We start from the raw sequence: 2038 nt of genomic DNA, 5'->3' as shown, positions 1-2038 counted from the left end.
CAAAGGGTGGTTTCCTGTGGATGTCCCCTTCGGTCTTGGAAGGATACTTTACTTCTTCTACGGCGGTAAGAGACGCGTCTACGGTTTTGTAGTTCTTTTCAACAACGTCTTTGCCCTTCTTGCCGTAGGAGTGTTCGATATGTTCCTTCATGCGCTTTACGGCTTCGGCTTCTGACAATATGCCGGAAATCTTAAAATAGGCGGCCTGCATTACAGTGTTGATGCGGGTGCCCATGCCAGTCTTAAACGCGATATCGGCGGCGTCGATAACGTAGAATTTTAAATTTTTGTCGATTATCTGCTTTTGGGCTTCTACGGGGATATTCTTCCATACGTCGGCCGCTTTGAACGGGCTGTTAAGAAGGAACGTGCCGCCCTTCTTAACGCTTTTGAGCATGTCGTACATTTCCATGTAGGAAAATTTATGGCACGCGAGGAAGTCGGCGGAGTTGATAAGGTACGGTCTTCTGATAACGCCCTTGCCGAAGCGGAGGTGCGAAACGGTAAAGCCGCCCGATTTTTTTGAATCGTAGGCGAAGTACGCCTGCGCGTTAAGTTCCGGTTTCGCCTCGCTGATAATTTTAATTGAGTTCTTGTTCGCGCCGACGGTGCCGTCAGAGCCAAGCCCGTAGAACAACGCTTCGCTTAAGCCTTCTTCTTCCAGCACAAAATGCGGATCGTAATCTATGCTCTTTCCGAGAACGTCGTCATTGATACCGACGATGAAGCCGGGTGTTTTCTTGCCGGTAAGGTTTTCAAATACGCCTTTAACCATAGCGGGTGTAAATTCTTTTGAACCCAAGCCGTAACGTCCGCCGATTACGACGGGGTTGGCCTTGAATTCGCCAGAAGCCTGCATTTCCGCGATAGCGGTACGCACGTCTTCATATAACGGTTCGCCCAAAGAGCCGGGCTCTTTTGTGCGGTCCAAAACGGCGATTGCCTTTACCGATGAGGGCAGGGCTTTTACAAAAAGTTTCGGGCAGAAGGGGCGGAAAAGCCTCACCTTTACCATGCCCGTCTTTCCGCCGTTTTTATTAAGGTAGTCGATTGTCTCTTCGCAGGTGTCCGCGCCGGAACCCATTATGATGACCACGTTTTCGGCGTCTTTCGCACCGTAGTAATCAAAGACATGGTAGGCTCTGCCGGTAAGTTTCGCGTACTTGTCCATTTCCGCCTGAACGATGCCTGGGACTTTTTCGTAATATTTGTCCACGCCTTCCCTGCTCTGGAAATAGGTATCGGGGTTTTGCGCCGTTCCGCGAATGGTCGGTTTTTCAGGATTAAGCCCCCTCGCGCGGTGGGCGGTTACAAGATCGTCGTCTATCATCTGGTGCATCACGTCGTAGGAGATTTCTTCGATATTTTGAAGTTCATGGCTGGTGCGGAAACCGTCAAAGAAGTGAAGGAAGGGCACGCGGGAACGCAGGGTACTGGCATGGGCGACGCACGCCATGTCCATTACTTCCTGCACGTTGTTGGAGGCGAGCATTGCCCAACCGGTCTGGCGGCAGGCCATTACGTCCTGGTGGTCGCCGAAAATCGAAAGGCTGGATGTCGCCAACGCGCGGGCGGATATATGGAATACCGTGGAAGTAAGTTCCCCAGCAACCTTGTACATGGTAGGAATCATGAGCAAAAGCCCCTGAGACGCCGTAAACGTGACGGAAAGCGCGCCGGTTGTAAGCGCTCCGTGAACAGCCGCCGCGGCTCCCGCTTCGGACTGCATTTCCACGACATTCGGGATGGTTCCCCAGATGTTTTTTCGCCCCTGGGCGGAGAATTCATCGGAGAATTCGCCCATTGGGCTTGAAGGGGTAATCGGATAAATCGCGATTACTTCGCTTAAGGCGTGCGCCACGTAGGCGGCCGCATTGTTACCGTCGATCATTACTTTGTTTTTTTCAGCCATTTTCTTCCTCATTATATGGTAGATAAGATAGGAAGATTATACCCCCGTTTTAAAGAAAAATCAAGCGCATTACACCTATTCACAAGCCCAAAAACCCGCTATACTCTATTAATGAAGAAAAACAAT

1 protein-coding gene is annotated in these 2038 nt (G+C 50.8%); it reads right to left on the bottom strand.

Annotation, left to right across the window (positions count from 1 at the left end; genetic code table 11):
- A partial coding sequence (nifJ, locus tag ACYVTD_RS12010) for a pyruvate:ferredoxin (flavodoxin) oxidoreductase (RefSeq protein ID WP_461247996.1) occupies window positions 1-1912 on the bottom strand: 1912 nt, incomplete at its 3' end.
- Window positions 1913-2038: the final 126 nt, after the last annotated feature.

The organism is Treponema sp. R6D11 (assembly GCF_054786075.1).
The sequence above is the reverse complement of the archived record's forward strand: the minus strand, read 5'-3'. Positions and strand labels throughout refer to the sequence as shown.